Source organism: Streptosporangium amethystogenes (assembly GCF_000721075.1).
Classification (GTDB): domain Bacteria; phylum Actinomycetota; class Actinomycetes; order Streptosporangiales; family Streptosporangiaceae; genus Streptosporangium; species Streptosporangium amethystogenes.
This window is the reverse complement of record NZ_JOEQ01000009.1, coordinates 24,605-38,158: the sequence shown is the minus strand read 5'-3', so window position 1 is coordinate 38,158 and position 13,554 is coordinate 24,605. Positions and strand designations below refer to the sequence as shown.

Genomic DNA, 13,554 nt, shown 5'->3' with positions numbered 1-13,554 from the left:
CTTCCGCTCCCGGGTCGCGGCGGCGGTGACGTCGGGGACGCCGGACGGGGAGATCAGTCCCGCGCGGGACGGGAACGCCCGAAGGGATCCGTCTCCTGCCAGAGGCTGGGCAGTTCGAGGGCGACGCCCTCCCGCCGGCACCGCCGGATGAGGAATTCCATGGCGGACTCGATGTCGTCCATGAGGTACGGCGGGGCGACCAGGGGCCGGTCGAGCGGCTTCGTGAAGTCGTCCCAGTGCACGGGCAGGACGGTGGTGGCGCCGGCGGCATGGACGGTCTCCCGCCAGTACTCCTCCCGGAACCGCTCGGACTGCTTTCCGAGCCTGCCGATGCTCAGGTAGACGGTGTCGGCCCGGTAGCCGTCCAGCTTGCCGGGGATGTGGTTGGCGCTGGCATGGACGTGCAGCGTACCGGCGGGGTGCTTGAAGAAGATGGAGTGGCTCTGGCCGGAGCGCCACGCCTTGTAGCGGGCCGGCGGGGTGAAGGGGATGTCGATGCCACCGGGGGCGATGTCTCCGGGGCTGTGCGGGGTGCGCACGAGGGTGACCTCGAAGTCGCCGAACACGAAGGTCTGACCGTCCCCCGCCGGTACCAGGAGCCGGTCGGGCAGGCCGTAGCCGCGGCCCAGGGTGACCGCCGACTCCGAACCGATCAGTGGCGCGTCGAAGATCTGGGCGATGACCGGGGAGTCCAGAGCGTGGTCGTAGTGGGTGTGCGCGCACAGCACGGCGTCCAGGGCGGTGACGCGGGCGCGGGACAGGCAGACGTCGATGATCCGCCGGTCGGGGCCGATCCTGCCGGTCGCGACCCTCGGCAGGGAGGGGCGGCTGAAGAAGCCGTCGACCAGCAGGGTGGTCTTCTCGTCACGGACGAGCACGCTGCTGGTGCCCAGGAAGGTGGCGCGGACGCCGGACCGGAACTCGCCGACCGGCCGGGGAGGCGAGCGGACAACGAGGGAGCACGGGGCATCGTCAGGATGGGCGCCCAATAAAGAAAGCCCAGGTCGGACCTGCCGACCTGGGCTTCTTGCCGGTGCGCCGCCAGGGACTCGAACCCCGGACCCGCTGATTAAGAGTCAGCTGCTCTAACCAACTGAGCTAGCGGCGCTTGAAGCTCTTGAAGGATAGCGCACATCGGGCAGGGCTTCGAAATCCGTGACGATCAACGGCTAAGCTAGAACAACATTCGGTCCTGTACTGGGAGCACACATGTGGTTCGCCTCGCCCGCCGACGCCAGCGAGCGGCTCAGCGCCGTCGACTACCTCTCCGACGACTCCATCGCGACCTCGGTCTTCCTGGCGGGAGCCCTCGGCAAACCACTCCTCGCCGAGGGGCCGGCCGGCGTGGGCAAGACCCAGCTCGCCAAGGCCGTGGCGGCGGCGACCGGGGCGAAGCTGGTCAGGTTGCAGTGCTACGAGGGGCTGGACGAGGCCAGGGCGCTGTACGAGTGGAACTACAAGAAGCAGCTCCTGCGCATCCAGGCCGGGCAGGACGAGAGCTGGGACGCCACCCACGACGACATCTTCACCGAGGAGTTCCTGCTGGAGCGTCCGCTGCTCGCGGCGATCCGGTCCCGGACTCCGGTGGTCCTGCTGATCGACGAGACCGACAAGGCGGACGTCGAGGTGGAGGGGCTGCTGCTGGAGATCCTGTCCGACTACCAGGTCACCATCCCCGAGCTCGGCACGATCACCGCCGTACGCAAGCCGTACGTGGTGCTGACCTCCAACGCGACCCGCGAGCTCTCCGAGGCGCTGAAGCGGCGCTGCCTCTACCTGCACCTGGAGTACCCGACGCCGGAGCGCGAGCGCGACATCGTGCTGGCCCAGGTGCCCACGATCACGGCCGCCCTGGCCGAGCAACTCGCCCGTACGGTGGCCACCATGCGCGCCCTGGAACTGAAGAAGGCGCCCTCGATCGCCGAGACGATCGACTGGGCCAACACCCTGATCGCGCTGGGCAGGACCGAGCTGGACGAGGCGGCGATCGGGGCCACCCTCGGCGTCGTGCTCAAGCACGCCTCCGACCAGACCCGGGCACGCAAGGAGCTTGCCCTGTGACCGGCGCGGAGCGCTCGGCCCGCGGGGCGGGAGGCGGAAGGTGAGCCTGCTCGACCGGCACGTGGGATTCGTGCACGCGCTACGCGAGGCGGGACTGCCGGTGTCGCTGGCCGAGGGGCTGGACGCGGCCAGGGCACTGGAGGTGATCGACCTGACCGAGCGGGAGTCGCTGCGGGCCGCGTACGCCGCGACGCTGGTCAAGCGGCCCTCGCACCGGCCGGGCTTCGACACGCTGTTCGACCTGTGGTTCCCCGCCTCCACGACCGGCCTGCGGCCCTCGCACGAGGCCGAACCGGACCTGGAGACCGCCGAGCTCCCCGAGCTGCGCGACCGGCTGGCCGGGCTGTTGCTGGGCGCCGAGGGGATGAACGAGTTCGCGCGGGCGATGGTGGAGCGCTTCGGCCGCCAGGCGGCGAGTCCCGGCAGGCAGAACTGGTTCTCCTACTCGGTGATGCGGGCGCTCTCCCCCGAGACGCTCATGGCGCGCCTGCTCGCCGAGGTGCTGGCCGGTCAGGAGCGCGGCGGGCTGGCCGAGAAGGTCGCCCGGCAGCGGATCGGCGAGAACACCAGGCGCTTCGAGGAGGCCGTCTCCCGCGACGTGCGCCGCCGGATCGCCGAGGACTCCGGAATCGAGCGGATCGCCCGGTCCTCGGTACGCCCGCCACTGGAGCAGCTCGACTTCCTGCGGATCACCAAGGCCGACCTGGCCAGGCTCCGCAGGGAGGTCCACCCGCTCGCCCGGCGCCTCGCCGCCAGGCTGACCGTCAAGCACCGGCTCGGCCACCGCGGCCGCCTCGACTTCCGCAGGACCGTACGGGCCTCGCTGTCCAGCGGCGGGGTGCCGCTGACCACCTTCAACAGGCCGCGCCGCCCGCACAAGCCCGAACTGGTCGTGCTCTGCGACACCAGCGACTCGGTCGCCGCCTTCGCCCACTTCACCCTGCTGCTGACCTACGCGCTGCGCGAGCAGTTCACCAAGGTCCGCGCGTTCGGGTTCGTGGACACCGTGGACGAGATCACCCGGTTCTTCGTGCCGGGCGCCGACGTGGCGGAGGCGATGACCCGGCTGGTGAAGGAGGCCGACATGGTGCGGTTCGGCCGGACCAACTACGGCCACGCGCTGGAGAGGTTCGCCGAGCGGTACGGCGACGCCATCGGGCCGAAGACGTCACTGCTGATCCTGGGCGACGCCCGGTCCAACTACCAGCCGCCCGCGCTGGAGACGCTGAAGCGGCTGACCAGGGACGCCCGGCACGCCTACTGGCTCAACCCGGAGCCGACCTCCCAGTGGGACACCGGCGACTCGGTGGCGACGGCGTACGGGGGGGTCGTGCCCATGTACGAGTGCCGCAACGTCACGCAGCTGGCGGCCTTCATCGAGGAACTCGCCTGACCGGATTCCACCGGGCGGCGGTGTCCGCTTCCGGGTGTCCACTTCCCGGGGTGCCGCCCTCCCGCCCGTCGTGGGCGGGGCGGGCGCGCACGACTCCCCCGGCGCGGCAAGCGGGCCAGGTCCCACCGGCCCGTACGGTCAGCTCATCCGGCGCAGCACCCGGGCCGCGGTCCTGGCGAGCACCTCCACCTGGGCGTCGTCGAACTCCGCCCGCGGGCCGTCCTTGATCCAGCGCGCGACCAGGCGGGGCTTGAGGAGGGTGAGCCCCTCCGCGGTGACCGACCGCCTGAGCTGCCCGCCGTGCACGGCGAGCAACGGCTCGATGGTGACGGGGATGCCCGACTCGCGGGAGAGCACCTCGGCCAGTGACTCGGAGACCTCGACGAGCGCCTTCGCCGTTTTCGTGCCGTACTTCTCGCCGAGGAACAGCCGGTCGCCGTACCGGGCGATCTCGGTCTCCGGGTGCCACGCCTCGTTGTCGACCACCCAGACGCCGCCGGGACCGATGACGAGGTGGTCGATCGAGGCCTTGCCCGGAATGGCCCGGCCGTCGAGGACGTGGTAGCCGGCCCTGCGCAGCCTGCGGCGGAGCAGCCTGCCGGTGATGGTCTCGCCTCTGCGCCTGCCTCGCCAGACGGCGGTGGCGTCGTACTCGCGCCAGGTCCAGAACGCGTCCGCGGCACCGACGAGCAGACCGCACAGCAGCCCGAGGACCGGCGGGGACAGGTTGAACCGGTAGGCCAGCGCGACGCCCACCACCAGGCCGACCGCCGCCTTGACCCCGCGCATCTTCCTGCGATGGGCGACTTCCTTGAGCCAGAACTGCTCGTACATGACCTGGGGTGACAGGCCGTGAACCTGGTCGACTGGCGTCACGTAGATAGATCCGCCGGGCATGACGAACCCCCATGGCTCGATGCGGTCGTGAAGGAAATGCGGGGGGACCTGCCACACTGAAGATCCTTGGACTATGAAATACCCAATTGGGGGCTCCAGCTATCGTGCAATCGCGAAGGTGACGCAAGTAACACGTCTCGGTCAATCGGCCGCCTGCTTGACCAACCAGTCGGTACGCTTTCCTCCACCACACCATGGGGGACACGCATGACTCAGGACCAGGAGCCGGTACGGCAGCGCCTGCTCGGCGAGGCCACCCGCCTCTTCGCCGAGCGGGGTTTCGAGGGCACGTCGGTGCAGGGGATCGTCTCGGCGGCCGGTGTCACCAAGGGCGCCATGTACCACTACTTCGATTCCAAGGACGACCTGCTCCGCGAGATCTACGGCCGGGTGCTGCGCATGCAGATGGAGCGACTGACCCACTTCGCCGAGAGCTCGGGGCCGGTGGCCGAGCGCCTGCACGCCGCCGCCGCGGACGTCGTGGCGACCACCGTGGAGAACCTGGACGACTCCAAGATCTTCTTCCGGTCGATGCACCTGCTCGCCCCCGACATCCGCAAGGTCGTCCGCGCCGAGCGGCGCCGCTACCACGAGCGCTTCCGCGACCTGGTCATCGAGGGCCAGCAGGAGGGCACCTTCAGGAAGGACGTGCCCGCCGACATCGTCGTCGACTTCTTCTTCGGCTCGATACACCACCTGGGCACCTGGTACAGCGCGGAGGGCCCGCTCTCGGGTTCGGAGCTGGGGGCGCACTTCGCCGACCTGCTCCTGGCCTCACTCCGCCCGGAGTGAACGCCCCCTTTACGAAGTAAGTCCGCTACTCCGCTCGGGACGGATGCTCCCACGGAAGCAGGCGTCCCCGCTCCGGACGAGGTAGGGGCCACCCCCGCTCGCGAGCCGGGTAACACGGACCCGCGAACGGGAGAGGTGGGCGGGAGTGGGGCGGTGGATCAGACGGGCGCGGGCAGGTCCGCGAGAGCCGCCACGGCCTCCCGGTGGGCCCCGGGGGTGCCGAGTGCGATCTCGGTCGCCTTGGCGCGCTTGAGATACAGGTGCACCGGGTGCTCCCAGGTCATCCCGATCCCGCCGTGGAGCTGGACGCTCTCCTCGGCGACGTGCAGCGCCACCTCCGAGCACCAGGACTTGGCCACCGCCGCCGCCAGCTCGCGCCCACCGGCCGCCTCCACACCGTCGGGAGGCGAGAGCAGGTCCGCGGCGTTCCTCGCGGCGGCGCGGGCGCGCACCACGTCCAGCCAGAGATCGGCCATCCGGTGCTTGATCGCCTGGAAGGACCCCACCGGACGGGCGAACTGGCGCCGCTCCTTGATGTAGGCGAGCGTGGTGCCCAGACACCACTCGGCGACGCCCAGCTGCTCGGAGGCGAGCAGCCCCGCGCCGAAGTTCAGCACGCTCCGCACGTCGAGCCCGCCGAGCGCCGACGCGGGGGTGTCCGAGAAGGTGACGGTGGCGATCGGCCGGGTCAGGTCCAGCGAGGGCAGCACCTCGATCCGGGCGTTCTCCGCCTCCACCCGGTAGAGAGCCGTTCCGACGGGCACGAGCAGCACGTCCGCCACGTCCGCGCCGGCCACCGCCCTGATCTCCCCGTTCAGGAGCCCTCCGTCCGTGACGGTGACGGTCTCCGGCAGCGGCCGGTACGGCGAGGCCGCCAGCGACACCGCCAGCGCCGCCGTCGCCTCCCCCGAGGCGAGCTCCTGGATCAGGTCCTCCTCACCGACGCTCAGCAGAGCCTTCGTGGCGAGCACCGAACTGGTGAAGAACGGCAGCGGCGCCACCGCCCGTCCCAGCTCTTCCAGCACCACCGCGACCTCGCGCGCCGAGGCCCCCGCCCCGCCGTAGTCCTCCGGCACGAGCAGGCCGGCCACCCCGATGTCCCCGGCCAGCGTCTTCCACAGGTCCATGTCGTACGGTGCCTCGGACTCGACCCGCTTCAGCACGGCGTCGGCCGGGCAGCGGTCCGTGAGAAGGTCCCGTACGGAGGCGCGGAGCTCCTCCTCGACCTCGGTGTAAAGCAGTGTCACCGGTCGCTCACCACTTTCGCGTCGTACCTCATCGGGGCAGGTCCTTCCAGGGCACGTCCTTGTCGACGCGGGGTTCCGAGGGCAGGCCGAGCACGCGCTCGGCGACGATGTTGCGCAGGATCTCCGAGGTGCCGCCCTCGATGGAGTTTCCCTTGGCGCGCAGGTAGCGGTACCCGGAACCCCGGCCGACGAAGTCGACGCCCTCGGAGCGGCGGAAGGTCCAGTCGTCGTAGGCCAGCCCCTCCTCGCCGCGCAGTTCGACGTCCAGACCGGACAGGGCCTGGTTGAGCGAGGCGAAGGCGAGCTTCATACCGGAACCCTCGGGGCCCGGCTGCCCGGCGGACAGCTGCTCGCGCAACCGCGTCCCGGCCAGGCGGGTCACCTCCGCCTCCACCCACAGGCGCAGCAGCCGCTGGTGGAGGTCGTGGGTGCGCGCCTCGGGCCGGGAACGCCAGACCTCCGAGAGCAGGCCGACCATGCCGCCGCCCCGTTTGACCGGCGCGCCGCCGATGGCGACCCGCTCGTTCATGAGTGTGGTCTGCGCGACCCGCCAGCCGTCGCCGATCTCTCCCAGCCGCAGGTCGTCGCCGAGCCGTACCCCGGTCAGGAAGACCTCGTTGAACTCGGCCTCGCCGGTGATCTGCCGCAGCGGCCTGACCTCGACCCCGGGGGCGTGCATGTCGCACACGAAGTAGGTGAGCCCCCGGTGCTTGGGCACGTCCGGGTCGGTCCTGGCGACCAGGATCGCCCACCGGGAGTGGTGGGCACCGGAGGTCCACACCTTCTGCCCGTCGACGACCCACTCGCCGGCGTCCCTGACCGCGCGGGTGCCGAGCGTGGCCAGGTCAGAGCCGGCACCGGGCTCGCTGAAGAGCTGGCACCAGATCTCCTCGCCCGTCCACAGCGGGCGCAGGAACCGGCCACGCTGCTCGTCGGTGCCGAACGCCAGGATCGTGGGCGCGGCCATCCCCAGCCCGATCGTCTGCAGCCCGGGGTTGATCTGCGGCGTCCCCGCGAGCTCGTGCTCCACGACGTGCTGCAGCTCGCGGGCGGCCCCGAGCCCGCCGAGCCCCTCGGGGAAATGCACCCAGGCCAGCCCGGCGTCGAACCTGGCCCGCAGGAACTCCAGCCGATCCCCGGCGGGGTCGTGCGCGGCCAGGAACGCGACAGCGCGCTCCCTGACCGCCTCTTCGTCCAGCGCCACGAACGCTCCCTTCGTCGATCTTCATCGATTCGGGCGCCCGGCGACCCCGGGCCCCCTGGCACCGCCCGCAGTCCCGGCACCCGGGAGGGAGAACGGCGAGGTCAGGTCAGGTGCTTTTCAAAAGATCCTCAGCGCCCGGCGACCCGGGCCGCGAGCACCGGGCGGACGAACTCGTCCGTGACGTCGGGCAGCCGCCCCCGCGACTGCCCGGTCCCGGCCTGGAACACGAAATCCATGGGATCTCCTCACGGTCTGCCGGAAAGTGTACCGACCAGACGGTACGCCTGTCGACACACCTGAGCATGCCGAAATTCACGGGATCCCCGCTCCGCGACGGAACAGGACCCCCAAGTGGTCCCTGGGAAGAGCCTCCGAGTGGACCTTCAGGCAGGTCCACCCGGAGCCCTAGAGTCCCTTCCATGACCGCGCAGATGCCCGCTCCCCTCACCCTCGAAGACGACACCGTACGGCTGGAGCCGTTGACCGACGACCACCTCCCCGACCTGTTCGCCGTCGGCGGCAACGACGACGAGGTGTGGCGCTGGGTGACCGGCCCCGCCCCGCGCACCGAGGCCGAACTGGCCCGGATCGCGGCGCAGCTGGTCGACACAGCGGACCACGTGCCGTTCGCGGTGGTCCTGAAGGAGAGCGGCCGGGCGGTCGGCTGGACCACCTACATCGACACGCCCGGGTACGCCGACAGCATCGAGATCGGCTGGACCTGGTATGGCAGGGCCCTGTGGCGTTCCGGGGTGAACACCGCGTGCAAGATCCTGCTGATCGACCACGCCTTCGACAAGCTGGGCGTGAACCGGGTGCAGCTCAAGACCGACAACCTGAACATCCGCTCACAGAACGCGATCAGGCGCATCGGCGGCGTTCACGAGGGCACCCTGCGCCGCCACCGTCGCCGCACCGACGGCACCTGGCGCGACAGCGTCTACTTCGGCATCCTGGACGACGAGTGGCCCGCCCACCGCGCCCGCCTCACCGGCCTGGCCCGCTGAACGGCTCCCGAACCGGACCAACGGCGTTCATCACTCGTGAATGGCGCGATGGACGAGGTGCTCGGCTGGACGCCCCCTCGGCCTGATCCGCCTACGGCGAGACCGTCGCCTTCTCGCGCACCGAGGCCGGAACCCCCTGGTCCGGGGAGAGCTTCCCCAGGGTGACCGTCCCCCAGACGAGCAGCGCGCCCGCGAAGAGCGCGGGGATCACGTTCAGCCAGCCGGTGGGTACCGCCTCGTCGAGCAGGAGCACACCGGCGAGGATCGAGGTGATCGGGTCGACCACCTGCACCGCCGCGTAGGAGATGCCGAAGTAACCCACCTCGTAGGTCTTCTGCAGCAACACGACCGCGCAGACGAGCAGCACCGGGATGGCGACCGTGAACCAGCTGAGCAGCTTGCCGAAGTCGCCGCCGAAGTTGCCGCCCACCACCCGGACGAAGGTGGAGACGCTGGCGGTCATCGCTCCCGCGGCGACCGACAGCATGAGTGCCTTGGCCGAGCCGCCCATCTTCCGCCCCAGCAGATGGGTCGCCACGATGACCAGTCCGACGCAGCCGAGGAAGCCCAGCGCCTCCTGGTTCGTCAGGTGCGGTTTCACCGGGTGCACCGGAACCAGCAACAGCAGGCCGAGCAGCCCGACGGCCACCGCGATCGAACCGCCGATCTCCGCCCGGTGCGGACGTCTGCCATGCAGTATCGCCGCCAGCGGCACCGCGAACACCAGTGTCGCCACGCTGATCGGCTGCACCGCTATCAGCGGCGCGAAGCTGAGGGCGACGGCGTGCAGGGACGCCCCGGTGAACCCGATGACACCGCCGATCCACCAGCGGGGCCGCTTCATCAGCTTCAGCGAGGCGCCCTCGGAGACCGCCTCGAACTGCTGGAGCGCGGCCCCCAGGGCGTAGCCCAGCGCACCGACCAACGCGATCGATATCCCGACCCAGGTCATCGCCACCCCGCAGAGCGAACAGGACATCTGGGAAGAAGCGCTTCTTGGGTCACCCCGCAAGCTTAGAGCGCGAGACGAACGGGTAGAGACCTGCGCCGCTTCTCATCCCACCCGGTGCGATGACCGTCCACGCTCGCCGGGTTCGGCGGCGGGGGCTTCGGAGACGGCCTACTGGTCGCCCGCCGGGCAGACACAGAACAGGTGGCCCTCGGGGTCGGCGAGCACCACCCACCTTCCCTCGCCCGGCTGGAAGGCCGGCCTGGTGGCCCCGAGTTCCAGGTAGTCGCGGACCGCCGTCTCCACGTCGGCGACACGGACGTCCAGGTGGAACTGCTTGTCGGGGCCGGGCCACGCGGCGGGCTTGCGGTCGAGGTTCTGCTGGAAGTAGACGGCCATCGTGCCGTCGCCGATACCGGCGTAGGTGTCCTCCGCGTACTGCACCTGGTAGCCGAAGACGGCCGCGTAGAACTCGGCCAGTCGCCTGGGCTCGGCGCAGTCTATGTTCAGGGCGATGAATTTCGCTGTCATGGTCATGGCACCATCGTCTCCCCCGTACCTGTCAGCTGCTGTCAGGTACAGCGATCGATTCCCGGCGAAAACCCGCGGGCCCTCGTTCTCCACGCCCACGGTGAGCGTCCCCGGTCCCGCTCACCGCGCATCCGGCGAGGGCACCGCGACGTCGAGCGCCCAGCAGCAGAAGCTCAGCTCGTCGACGTCCTGTTCGACGAGCGCCGTCAGCGTGGTGCCGCCGCCGTGTCCCGAGGCCCGGAGCGGCAGCAGGAGATAGGGGCCACCGCCCTTGCCCTCGGACTGGAGCATGGCGACCATCTTGAGCGGATCGTGCGGCGGTGCGACCCGGTCGTTCAACGCCGACACGAACGCCATCACGGGATAGCGGCGATCGGCTCGGACGTTGTGATAGGGCGAGTACCCGGCGAGGTAGGCGCCCTCGACGGGATCGTCGGGCGAGCCGTATTCGACGGTCGCCGAGCTCAGGTGGCCGAATCTCGGAAAGTTCAGCATGTCGAGGACGGGCGCGCGGCAGTAGACGGCTCCGAACGCCTCGGGGGCCTGCATGGCGGTGACTGCGACGAGCAGACCGCCGTTGCTGTTGCCGCGCGAGAGGAGCCTGGAGGGTGTGGTGTAGCCCGCCGACTCCAACCGGCGGGCCGCCGCGATGTAGTCGTCAAAGGCGTTCTGCCGCCGCGTCTTGACCGCCCCCTCGTGCCAGGCGCGGCCGTACTCGCCACCGCCTCGCACGTTGGCGAAGGCGAGCACGCCGCCCAGTCTCAGCCAGGCGGCGTTCAGCGCGGAGAAGCGCGGCTCCAGCGGGATGTTGAAGCCGCCGTAGCCGCTCAGCCGCACGGGCCGGCGACCGTCGCGAGGCAGATCTCGGTGATGAACGATGAACATCGACACCCGGGTACCGTCCGGCGACTCGTACCAGTCCTGGTCCGTCACATACGCGGAGGCGTCCAGCCCGACGTCGGGTACGTGGTACGGCGACAGGCGGTCGGCCGCGTAGTCGTACCGGTAGACCGACGGCGGCTGCACGTACGAGGTGAAGTTCACCCACACCTCGTCGCCGCTCCAGGAGCCGCTGACACCGCTGACGATGCCCTCGCCCTCGTTGCGATTCACCGAGCCGAGCCCCGGCAGTGCCAGGTCACGCAGGTAGGCGCCGTCCTCGGTGTGGATGCGCACCCGGTGCGACGCCGCGTGCGAGTAGACGGCGTAGAGCCGGCCACCGATACCCGTGACCGTCTGCAGCGTGTCCGAGTTCTCCGGGATGAGCGTCCGCCACTCCGTCGGGGCGGCGAGCGACGCGACGCAGAGGCGGCCACGCGGCGCGTCGAGGTCGGTGTGGACGAGCAGGGAGTCGCCGACCACCTGCACCTGGTTGAGAGAGCGCATGACGGGAGCGACCGGCAGGAACGCGTCGTCGGCGAGGCGCAGCAGGTGGACGACATTGGCGTGCACGTAGTCCCACTTGTGGAGCACGGCGAAGCGCCCGCACTCACTGATCCTGACGGAGCACCAGTACTCCTTCTCGTGGTCGTCGCCGAAGATCCGGCGGGCCGGCTCGTCCGACCCGAGCCGGTGCTCGTAGACGGCGTTCCAGTGCGCCTCGTCGCCCGCGGGCACCTCGCCCGGCTCGGGACAGGCCGCGTAGAAGAACCCCGACCCGTCGGGTCGCCAGGCCGGTGCCGTGTGGCCCGTGCCGCGGGGCCGGTCGGGAAGGAGCCGCCCCGTCTCGACGTCGAGCACCTGGATCACCGCGTCGTGGGTGCCGCCGACGGCCTTCCCGAACGCGACCAGCGCGCCGTCGGGCGACGGCACGGCGAACACCAGCGCCTCGTCGCTCGGCCAGGTGTTGGGGTCGAGCACCGCCTCCAGCGGTGCGCCCTCGCGGCGCCGGAGCATGAGGGAGAGCTTCTCGTCGCCGGCGTCCGCCCGCCAGACGAACTCGCGTCCGGGCGGCCCGGCGGGAATCGGCGGCGACAGCCGCGCATGACGCGCCGATCGGGAGACCGCCGCCCGCAGCCAGTCGCGTCCGGGCTCCGCGCGCAGCACGGAGTGCGTGACGGCCTCCTGCTCCGCGATCCACGCCTGGGTCTGTTCGTCGTCGAGCCGCTCCAGCCAGGCGTAGGGGTCGGCGAACCACCTGCCGTGCAGCGTGTAACCACTGTCCGGATCACGTCGTGTCCCGGGAACCGTCAAGTCCCGGTCCGGCTTTCTCGTCATGTGATCCTCCGCTGGTGTGGCCAGCCTGTCGTTGGGAGCTTCCGGGAGCCTGGTTTCCCGGGGTATGCGAATTGAGAATCTACAGAACGCCTGGCTAGGGTGGGGCCGTGTTTTTGATCACCTCCCCGCCGACCGCCCGCTAGCGGGCGGCCCTCTCTCCTGACGACCGGACCCGAGCGGTCCGGTGGGTGCTTGCCGTCCGCATCCGTGCGACCTGACGACGATCACCTCATCTGGAGAGACCTCCATGACGCATGTCTCCGTACGGCGGGGCCTGCTGTACGTGTCCATCGCGGCGACCGCCTGGGGCACCGGCGGTGCCGCGGGCGCGCTGCTCTACCAGGCGGGCGGGCTCGGCCCCGTCGCCGTCTCCTTCTGGCGGTTCGCCGCCGGAGCCGCCATGCTCCTGCTGGCCGGCCGTCTCCTCGGCCTCGGGGAGACCCGGCCCGCCGAAGACGACCCGGCCCTCGGCGGAACCCGGCCCGCCGAACCACTCACCATCCGAAGGCCCCGGCGCGGGGCCGCCCTCGGGCGGATCCTGGTGACGGGCGTGGCGATGGCCGTCTACCAGACCGCCTACTTCGCGGCGATCGCCGGATCGGGACTGGCCGTGGCGACCGTGGTCACCATAGGCGCCACTCCCGTCCTCGTCGCCGCGGGCGGGCGGCTGCTCCTGGGCGAGCGGCTGGGCGCGGCCGGGCTGGGCGCGGTCACGATCGCCCTGACCGGTCTGGCGATGCTTACCCTCGACGACGGCTCCGCGACCTTCTCCGCGGCCGGCGTCGGGTGGGCGCTGCTGTCGGCGGCCGGGTACGCGGGCGTGACCCTGCTCAACCGGGCCTCCTCCGGCGAGCCGTACCGCACCGCCATGGGCGGCTTCGTCGTCGGCGGGCTCTGCCTGCTGCCCGTCGCGCTGGCCCAGGGCCTGCTGCCCTCCGGCGACCCGCTCGCCTCCTGGGCGATCATCGCCTTTCTGGGCACGGTTCCGACGGCACTGGCCTACGGCCTCTTCTTCACCGGGCTCGCCGCGGTGCGCGCCACCACGGCCTCGGTGATCTCCCTGGTGGAGCCGGTCGGCGCGGCGCTCCTCGGCGTCCTGCTGCTCGGCGAGCGGCTCACCGGGCCGGCCGCATGCGGCGGCGTCCTGCTGCTCGGCGCGGTCGCCCTGCTCGCCGCGGGCGAGAGGGGAGGGGGGAGCGGCACGACCTGAGCCGTACCGAATCCTCGCGAGCCGCATGGCCGTCCCCGAAGGAGGG

12 protein-coding genes and 1 tRNA gene are annotated in these 13,554 nt (G+C 70.9%); 5 read left to right on the top strand and 8 right to left on the bottom strand.

The annotated features are described in order from the left end of the window. Positions 1 to 53: 53 nt before the first annotated feature. Positions 54 to 989, bottom strand: coding sequence for an MBL fold metallo-hydrolase (locus tag IG98_RS0115090; RefSeq protein WP_051752118.1), 936 nt, complete (start codon positions 987 to 989; stop codon positions 54 to 56). A gap of 45 nt (positions 990 to 1,034) precedes the next feature. Then, positions 1,035 to 1,108, bottom strand: a tRNA-Lys gene (locus IG98_RS0115085). A 101-nt stretch (positions 1,109 to 1,209) separates the two neighbouring features. On the opposite strand from IG98_RS0115085, the gene IG98_RS0115080 reads away from it, so the two are divergent. Both IG98_RS0115080 and IG98_RS0115075 read left to right on the top strand, forming a co-directional pair. After that, the gene (locus IG98_RS0115080) at positions 1,210 to 2,061 is read left to right on the top strand and encodes an AAA family ATPase (RefSeq protein WP_030911779.1); all 852 of its coding nucleotides are present in this window, start codon (positions 1,210 to 1,212) and stop codon (positions 2,059 to 2,061) included. A gap of 40 nt (positions 2,062 to 2,101) precedes the next feature. Then, entirely contained in the window at positions 2,102 to 3,454 is a 1,353-nt protein-coding gene (locus tag IG98_RS0115075; protein ID WP_030911774.1) for a vWA domain-containing protein, read from the top strand. A 138-nt stretch (positions 3,455 to 3,592) separates the two neighbouring features. On the opposite strand, the gene IG98_RS0115070 is transcribed toward IG98_RS0115075, so the two are convergent. Continuing rightward, positions 3,593 to 4,351, bottom strand: a complete 759-nt coding sequence (locus tag IG98_RS0115070) for a nuclease-related domain-containing protein (protein WP_030911771.1) — start codon at positions 4,349 to 4,351, stop codon at positions 3,593 to 3,595. Between the two features lie 207 nt (positions 4,352 to 4,558). On the opposite strand from IG98_RS0115070, the gene IG98_RS0115065 reads away from it, so the two are divergent. Beyond that, positions 4,559 to 5,143, top strand: a complete 585-nt coding sequence (locus IG98_RS0115065) for a TetR/AcrR family transcriptional regulator (RefSeq protein ID WP_030911768.1) — start codon at positions 4,559 to 4,561, stop codon at positions 5,141 to 5,143. A gap of 158 nt (positions 5,144 to 5,301) precedes the next feature. Here the strand turns inward: IG98_RS0115065 and IG98_RS0115060 are convergent, their stop codons facing one another. Together IG98_RS0115060 and IG98_RS0115055 are read right to left on the bottom strand one after the other, a co-directional pair. Then, complete coding sequence (locus tag IG98_RS0115060) at positions 5,302 to 6,390, bottom strand: acyl-CoA dehydrogenase family protein (protein WP_030911766.1); 1,089 nt, start codon at positions 6,388 to 6,390, stop codon at positions 5,302 to 5,304. A 28-nt stretch (positions 6,391 to 6,418) separates the two neighbouring features. Next, positions 6,419 to 7,594 carry an acyl-CoA dehydrogenase family protein gene (locus IG98_RS0115055; protein ID WP_245651567.1) on the bottom strand — a complete coding sequence of 392 codons (1,176 nt, stop codon included), beginning with the start codon at positions 7,592 to 7,594 and terminating at the stop codon, positions 6,419 to 6,421. 419 nt (positions 7,595 to 8,013) lie between these two features. On the opposite strand from IG98_RS0115055, the gene IG98_RS0115045 reads away from it, so the two are divergent. Further along, a complete protein-coding gene (locus IG98_RS0115045) occupies positions 8,014 to 8,601 on the top strand; it encodes a GNAT family N-acetyltransferase (RefSeq protein ID WP_030911762.1) in 588 nt (195 codons plus the stop codon). A gap of 91 nt (positions 8,602 to 8,692) precedes the next feature. Here the strand turns inward: IG98_RS0115045 and IG98_RS0115040 are convergent, their stop codons facing one another. From IG98_RS0115040 to IG98_RS0115030, 3 genes are all read right to left on the bottom strand, one after another. Next, positions 8,693 to 9,580, bottom strand: a complete 888-nt coding sequence (locus IG98_RS0115040; protein ID WP_245651566.1) for a DMT family transporter — start codon at positions 9,578 to 9,580, stop codon at positions 8,693 to 8,695. 141 nt (positions 9,581 to 9,721) lie between these two features. Next, positions 9,722 to 10,081: a VOC family protein gene (locus IG98_RS0115035; RefSeq protein WP_037970421.1), complete on the bottom strand. Its 360-nt coding sequence runs from the start codon at positions 10,079 to 10,081 to the stop codon at positions 9,722 to 9,724. Between the two features lie 120 nt (positions 10,082 to 10,201). After that, positions 10,202 to 12,298: a prolyl oligopeptidase family serine peptidase gene (locus IG98_RS0115030; protein ID WP_030911756.1), complete on the bottom strand. Its 2,097-nt coding sequence runs from the start codon at positions 12,296 to 12,298 to the stop codon at positions 10,202 to 10,204. A gap of 247 nt (positions 12,299 to 12,545) precedes the next feature. On the opposite strand from IG98_RS0115030, the gene IG98_RS0115025 reads away from it, so the two are divergent. Then, positions 12,546 to 13,508 carry a DMT family transporter gene (locus IG98_RS0115025; RefSeq protein WP_030911753.1) on the top strand — a complete coding sequence of 321 codons (963 nt, stop codon included), beginning with the start codon at positions 12,546 to 12,548 and terminating at the stop codon, positions 13,506 to 13,508. The last annotated feature ends 46 nt before the right edge of the window (positions 13,509 to 13,554 follow it).

Bases quoted from the DNA above. Each gene is read 5' to 3' on its own strand.
- IG98_RS0115080 (WP_030911779.1), top strand. From the start codon at position 1,210: ATGTGGTTCGCCTCGCCCGCCGACGCCAGCGAGCGGCTCAGCGCCGTC.
- IG98_RS0115070 (WP_030911771.1), bottom strand. From the start codon at position 4,351: ATGCCCGGCGGATCTATCTACGTGACGCCAGTCGACCAGGTTCACGGC.
- IG98_RS0115065 (WP_030911768.1), top strand. From the start codon at position 4,559: ATGACTCAGGACCAGGAGCCGGTACGGCAGCGCCTGCTCGGCGAGGCC.
- IG98_RS0115045 (WP_030911762.1), top strand. From the start codon at position 8,014: ATGACCGCGCAGATGCCCGCTCCCCTCACCCTCGAAGACGACACCGTA.
- IG98_RS0115040 (WP_245651566.1), bottom strand. From the start codon at position 9,580: ATGTCCTGTTCGCTCTGCGGGGTGGCGATGACCTGGGTCGGGATATCG.
- IG98_RS0115035 (WP_037970421.1), bottom strand. From the start codon at position 10,081: ATGACAGCGAAATTCATCGCCCTGAACATAGACTGCGCCGAGCCCAGG.
- IG98_RS0115030 (WP_030911756.1), bottom strand. From the start codon at position 12,298: ATGACGAGAAAGCCGGACCGGGACTTGACGGTTCCCGGGACACGACGT.
- IG98_RS0115025 (WP_030911753.1), top strand. From the start codon at position 12,546: ATGACGCATGTCTCCGTACGGCGGGGCCTGCTGTACGTGTCCATCGCG.